This window comes from Nonomuraea sp. NPDC001684 (assembly GCF_053596515.1).
The window spans coordinates 1-6,647 of sequence record NZ_JBSFGJ010000484.1 but is presented as its reverse complement, the minus strand read 5'-3'; the positions used below and the strand labels follow the sequence as shown (position 1 = coordinate 6,647).

Here is a 6,647-nt window from a genome sequence, read left to right as displayed (position 1 = left end):
GCGTTCGGCGACGGCACCCTGCTCATCGAGCGCTACGTCGAGAACCCCCGGCACATCGAGATCCAGGTCATGGCCGACGCCCACGGCAACGTCGTGCACCTGGGCGAGCGCGAGTGCAGCCTGCAGCGCCGGCACCAGAAGATCATCGAGGAGGCGCCGTCGCCCTTCGTGACCCCCGGCATGCGCGCCGACATGGGCGCCGCGGCCGTCGAGGCCGCCCGCTCGGTCGGGTACGTCGGCGCGGGCACGGTCGAGTTCATCGTCGACGGCACCACCGGCTCCTACCACTTCATGGAGATGAACACCCGGCTCCAGGTCGAGCACCCGGTCACCGAGCTGGTCACCGGCCTGGACCTGGTGGAGCTGCAACTGCGCGTCGCGGCCGGCGAGCCGCTGCCGTTCGGCCAGGAGCAGGTGCGGCTCGACGGCCACGCCATCGAGGCGCGCGTCTACGCCGAGGACCCGGCGCGCGGCTTCCTGCCCAGCGGCGGGCGCGTGCTGGCCCTGCGCGAGCCCGGCGACGACGGGCCCGGCCGGGTGCGGGTCGACTCCGGCCTGGCCGAGGGCGGGGTCGTCGGCAGCGACTACGACCCCATGCTGTCCAAGGTGATCGCCTGGGCGCCGGACCGAGAGGCGGCGCTCAGAGCGCTCGACCGGGCGCTGGCCCGCACCGCGGTGCTGGGCGTGGTCACCAACGTGCCGTTCCTGCGCGGGCTCGCCCGCCACCCCGCGGTCGTGGCGGGCGAGCTCGACACCGGCCTGGTCGAACGGGTGCTGCCCGGGCTGCTGCCGGAGTCCGGCGTGCCGCGCGAGGTGGCCGCGGCGGCGGCGCTGATCTTCCACACGCTGCCGCAGGGCCCCGACCCCTGGCAGGTCACCGACGGCTGGCGGGTCGGCGCGCCCGCCTGGACGACCTGGCGGCTGGAGTCGCGCGACGGCGTGCACGCGGTGCCCGTCCGCGGCCTGCCCGGCCGGTCGGCCGAGGTGCTGCTCGACGGAGAGGCGGTGCCCGCCCGGGTCACGACCGGCGGCGGCGCGGCGGCCGTCACGCTCGGCGGCCGGACCGCCCGCTACCTGACCGCCCGCCACGGCGACACGCTCTGGCTCGGCAAGGACGGCGAGTCGTGGGCGTTCACCCGCCACCTCATCGGCGACCCGGGCGACCGGCCCGGCGCCGCGGGGGCGGCCGACGGCGTGGTGCGCAGCCCCATGCCCGGCACCGTCCTGCTGGTCAAGGTGCAGCCCGGCGACCGGGTGAGCGAGGGGCAGCCGCTGGTCGTCGTCGAGGCCATGAAAATGGAGCACACGGTCACCGCCCCCTGCGACGGCGTGGTCGCCGAGCTGCCCGTCCAGCCGGGCAAGCCGGTCGACATGGACGCCGTGCTGGCCGTGGTCACCGGTGAGGAGGCGTGATGCCGTACCGCATGCGAGGGCTTCCCGAGCGGGTCACGGTCTACGAGGTGGGCCCGCGCGACGGCCTGCAGAACGAGTCGGCGATCGTGCCGGTCGAGGTGAAGGCCGAGTTCGTCGACCGGCTGGCCGACGCCGGCCACCAGGTGATCGAGACGACCAGCTTCGTGCACCCCAAGTGGGTGCCGCAGCTGGCCGACGCCGGTGAGCTGCTCGGCCGCCTCGACCGCAGGCCCGGCGTGCGCTACCCGGTGCTGGTGCCCAACGAGCGCGGGCTCGACCGCGCGCTGGAGCTGGGCGTCACCGAGATCGCGATCTTCGCCAGCGCCACCGAGACCTTCGCCGCCAGGAACCTCAACCGCACGCTGGAGAGCCAGTTCGACATGTTCGAGCCGGTCGTGGCCAGGGCGCTGGAGCACGGGCTGCGGGTGCGCGCGTACGTGTCGATGTGCTTCGGCGACCCCTGGGAGGGGCCCACGCCGGTCGGGCAGGTCGTCGCGGTCGGCGAGCGGCTGCTCGGGCTCGGCTGCTACGAGCTGTCGCTCGGCGACACGATCGGCGTCGGCACGCCTGGCCACGTCACCGAGCTGATCGGCGCGTTCGGCGGCCCCGAGCGGCTCGCCGTGCACTTCCACGACACCTACGGGCAGGCGCTCGGCAACACGCTCGCCGCCCTGCAGGCGGGCGTGACCACCGTCGACGCCTCCACCGGCGGCATCGGCGGCTGCCCGTACGCCGAGTCCGCCACCGGCAACCTGGCCACCGAAGACCTCGTGTGGATGTTGTCGGGGCTCGGCATCGAGACCGGGCTCGACCTGGACAAACTCGTGTCCACCAGCACCTGGCTGGCCGAGCGGCTGGGCCGGCCCAGCCCCTCGCGCGTCGTCCAGGCCCTCGCGAAAGGCTGATCATGCTGAACGACGAATACCAAGAGTTGCGCAAGACCGTCGAGGCGTTCGCCCGTGACGTGGTGGCCCCCGTGATCGGCGACTACTACGAGCGCGAGGAGTTCCCCTACGACATCGTGCGCAAGATGGCCGACATGGGGCTGTTCGGCCTGCCGTTCCCGGAGGAGTACGGCGGCATGGGCGGCGACTACTTCGCGCTGTGCCTGGCCCTTGAGGAGCTGGCCCGCGCGGACTCCAGCGTGGCGATCACCCTGGAGGCCGCCGTCTCGCTGGGCGCGATGCCGATCTACCGGTTCGGCACCGACGAGCAGCGCCAGGAGTGGCTGCCCCGGCTGGCCTCCGGCGAGATGCTGGGCGCGTTCGGGCTGACCGAGCCCGGCGGCGGCTCCGACGTGCCGGGCGGCATGCGGACGACCGCCGTGCTCGACGGCGGCGAATGGGTGATCAACGGGACGAAGGCGTTCATCACCAACTCCGGCACCGACATCACCGGCGTGATCGGCGTGGCCGCGCTCACCGGCGAGCGGGAGATCTCCACGATCCTGGTGCCGAGCGGCACGCCGGGGTTCACCGTCTCCAAGAAGTACTCCAAGGTCGGCTGGAACGCCTCCGACACCCGCGAGCTGTCCTTCTCCGACTGCCGGGTGCCCGCCGCCAACCTGCTCGGCGAGCGCGGACGCGGCTACGCGCAGTTCCTGCAGACCCTCGACGAGGGCCGCATCGCCATCGCCGCCCTCAGCGTGGGCCTGGCCCAGGGCTGCGTGGACGAATGCCTCAAGTACGTCAGGGACCGCAAGGCGTTCGGCCACCCGATCGGCCACTACCAGGCCATCCAGTTCAAGATCGCCGACATGGAGGTGCGCGCCCACACCGCCCGGCTGGCCTACTACCACGCGGCCGAGAAGATGCTGGCCGGGGTGCCGTTCAAGAAGGAGGCGGCGATCGCCAAGCTGGTGTCCTCGAACGCGGCCATGGACAACTCCCGCGACGCCACCCAGGTGTTCGGCGGGTACGGCTTCATGAACGAGTTCCCGGTCGGCCGCTTCTACCGCGACGCCAAGATCCTGGAGATCGGTGAGGGCACCAGCGAGGTGCAGCGCATGCTCATCGCCCGCCAGCTCGGCCTCGGCGACCTCTGACCGGAGGCCGTACCGGACGTCACGGCACACTCCCGTGGCACGATGGACGAAAGGGCACAGAGGTTCTAGTGTCGTACCTCATGACGGCGGACGATCTTCTCATCAGGAGGGCGGAGAAGGCGGACGCGGACGAGGTGTTCGCGTTGGCGCGCGAGTTCGGGCTGACCTTCAGGCCGGAGCGCGCGGCCTTCGACGCCGCGCTCCCGCAGCTCCTGCGCAACGAGGACGCCCTGCTGCTCACGGCCGTGGTGGGCGGGCGCGTCCACGGGTACCTGCTGGGGTTCGTGCACCTGACGCTGTTCGCCAACGGGCCGGTCGCCTGGGTCGAGGAGGCGATGGTCCAGTCGGGCTCGCGCCGGCAGGGCATCGGCCGCCGGCTGCTGGAGGAGTTCGAGGCGTGGGCCCGTACCCGTCACGCCGGGTACGTGGCGATGGCCACCCGGCGGGCGCCGGAGTTCTACCACGCCCTGGGGTACGAGGCGTCGGCCACCTTCTTCCGCAAGGTTTTGCGCTGACAGACGACGGCCCGGAGTTTCGGTCCGTTTTGTCGGTGTTTGATGGCATCCTTGGGGCGTGAGCATTCACACCGTCAGCCCCCTGTTCGTCGGGCGCGCCCGCGAGCTGCACGCTCTGGGCGACGCCCTGGCCAGAGCACGTGCGGGCGCGTCGTCCACCGTGCTCGTGGGCGGCGAGGCGGGGGTCGGCAAGACCCGCCTGATCAGCGAGTTCATCGACCGGGCGGGCGAGGCGCGGGTGCTCGTCGGCGGCTGCCTGGAGCTGGGCACCGAGGGCCTGCCGTTCGCGCCGTTCACGGCCGTGCTGCGCGGGCTCGTGCGCGAGCTGGGGCGCGACGGCGTGGCGGCGTTGGTGCCCGGCGGCACGACGCGCGGGCTGGCCCGGCTGCTGCCCGAGTTCGGCGAGCCGGACAAGGACGGCGCCGAGGCGCGGGCCCGGCTGTTCGAGCAGGTGCTCGGGCTGCTGGAGCGGCTGGCCGAGGAGCGTCCGGTGCTGCTGGTGGTCGAGGACGCCCACTGGGCCGACCGCTCCACCCGTGACCTGCTGTCGTTCCTGGTCCGCTACCAGCGCACGGCGGCCCGGCTGATGATCGTGGTCACCTACCGCACCGACGAGCTGCACCGCACCCATCCGCTCCGGCCGATGCTGGCCGAGCTGGGCCGCATCGAGTGGGTGAGCCGGATCGAGCTGCGCCGCCTCACCCGCAGGGAGGCCGTCGCGCAGGCGGCCAGCATCCTGCGGCGCGAGCCGTCGGCCGCCGCGATGGACCTCATCTACGCCCGCAGCGAGGGCAACCCGCTGTTCGTCGAGGCGCTGCTGAGCGAGGCCGACGGCGGCGACATGCTGCCCGAGTCCCTGCGCGACCTGCTGCTGGCCAGCGTCGAGCGGCTGCCCGACGAGACGCAGGAGCTGCTGCGCGTGGCCAGCGCGGGCGGCCAGCGCATCGAGCACGACCTGCTGAGCGCGGTGGCCGGGCTCGACGACACCGCCCTGTCGCGGGCGCTGCGCCCCGCCGTGGCGGGCAACGTGCTGGTGGTCGACGGCGAGGGCTACGGCTTCCGGCACGCTCTCATCCGCGAGGCGCTCCACGACGACCTGCTGCCCGGCGAGCACACCCGCCTGCACACCCGCTACGCGCAGGCACTCGAACGCGACCTGTCGATCCTGCCCGCCCCGCGCGGCGCGATCGAGCTGGCCCACCACTGGCACTCCGCCCACGACTCCACCTGGGCGCTGGTCAGCGCCTGGCGCGCGGCCGCCGCGGCCCGCAAGTCCACCGCCTACGACGAGCAGCTCAGGATGCTCTCGCGGGTGCTGGAGCTGTGGGACCAGGTGCCCGACGCCGCCGAGCGCATCGGCTGCGGCCGCCTCGACGTGCTCAGGCAGACCTCCACGGTCGCCCACCTCGCCGGCGAGTACGAGCGCAGCCTGGCGCTGGCCGGGGCCGCGCTCGCCGAGGTCGACCTCGACGCCGACCCGATCACCGCGGCCACCCTGCTGCGCCAGCGCGGCCTGACCCGCTACGACCTGGGCCGCGCCGGCTATCTCGACGACCTGCGCCAGGCGGCCGAGCTGGTGCCCGCCGAGCCGCCGAGCAAGCTGCGCGGCCAGGTCCTGGAGACGCTGGCGCGCATGCTGCACCGTCCCGAGGACTGGCCGGAGAAGCTGGCGACGGCGCAGCTCGCCATGGAGATCGGCCACCAGATGGGCGACGCCAACGTCGAGGCCCACGCGCTCATCAGCCTCGCCTGGGCGCGGTCGCGCTTCTCCGACATCGAGGCCCAGCTCGGGCAGTTCGCCGAGGCGCGCCGGGTCGCCCGCGCCCAGGGCGCCTACAACGCGCTGATGCGCTGCGCGATCTCCGAGTCCGACGCGCTGGAGGGCGCCGGACGGCACGAGCGGGCCGCCCAGGTCGCCCGCGAGGGCGTGCAGGAGGCCGGGCACTACGGCCTGGCGCGCACGTCCGGCACCTTCCTGGCGATCAACCTGACCGAGCCGCTGCTCTCGCTGGGCCGCTGGGACGAGGCGCTCCAGGTGGTCGAGCAGGCGCTCGACCTCGCGCCGCCGGCCCCCTACCGGGCCAGTCTCCAGGGCTTCCTGGTGGACATCGCGCTCGCGCGGGGACAGATCGACCGGGCCGACAAGCTGCTGTCGTCCTCCGCCAGCGTGTTCGCGCGCGGCACCTACCGGGACCAGACCGTGCTGCCGCAGCTGCGCAGGCAGATCCTGCTGCTGCGGGCGCAGGGGCGGCTCGGCGAGGCGCTGGAGGCCGCGTCCCGGGGGCTGGAGAACCAGGACCTGCTGCCCTCGCCGCGTTACGCCTGGCCGCTGCTGGTGACGTTCGCGCAGCTCGCCCGGCCCGCGCTCGGCGAGGGCGGCGCGCCGTACGCGAGGGTCGCGGCGGCCGTCGTGGCGCGGCTGCGGGAGGTGGCGCGGGAGCTGGCCGTGGACGGCGACCTGCAGGAGGCGCAGCGGCTGACGTTCGCGGCGCTGACCGGGCCGGAGGAGGGGCTCGGCGGGGCGGCCCAGCTCAAGGCGTGGGAGTCGGCGGTGGCGGCCTGGGCGGGGTTGCGGCAGCCGTACGCGGAGGCGCAGTGCCTGGTGGGGGCCGCCCAGGCGGCGCTGGCCGAGGGTGACCGGCGCGCCGCGCCCGGGATGGTGACGCGGGCGCGGG

Annotated in this window: 5 protein-coding genes; all 5 read left to right on the top strand. The window is 73.8% G+C overall.

The genetic code is table 11. The features are described from left to right. Nucleotides 1-1,413, top strand: a 1,413-nt coding sequence (locus ACWCSD_RS44630; RefSeq protein WP_449924433.1) for an ATP-binding protein, incomplete at its 5' end; no start/stop codon positions are given. Beyond that, on the top strand, nucleotides 1,413-2,318 hold the full coding sequence (locus ACWCSD_RS44625; protein ID WP_397163823.1) for a hydroxymethylglutaryl-CoA lyase: 906 nt from the start codon (nucleotides 1,413-1,415) through the stop codon (nucleotides 2,316-2,318). The genes ACWCSD_RS44630 and ACWCSD_RS44625, both read left to right, overlap by 1 nt. A gap of 2 nt (nucleotides 2,319-2,320) precedes the next feature. Then, entirely contained in the window at nucleotides 2,321-3,457 is a 1,137-nt protein-coding gene (locus ACWCSD_RS44620; RefSeq protein ID WP_352357043.1) for an acyl-CoA dehydrogenase family protein, read from the top strand. An 80-nt stretch (nucleotides 3,458-3,537) separates the two neighbouring features. After that, a complete protein-coding gene (locus ACWCSD_RS44615; protein WP_397163825.1) occupies nucleotides 3,538-3,972 on the top strand; it encodes a GNAT family N-acetyltransferase in 435 nt (144 codons plus the stop codon). 58 nt (nucleotides 3,973-4,030) lie between these two features. Continuing rightward, on the top strand, nucleotides 4,031-6,647 hold a 2,617-nt coding region (locus tag ACWCSD_RS44610), incomplete at its 3' end, for an ATP-binding protein (protein ID WP_449924428.1).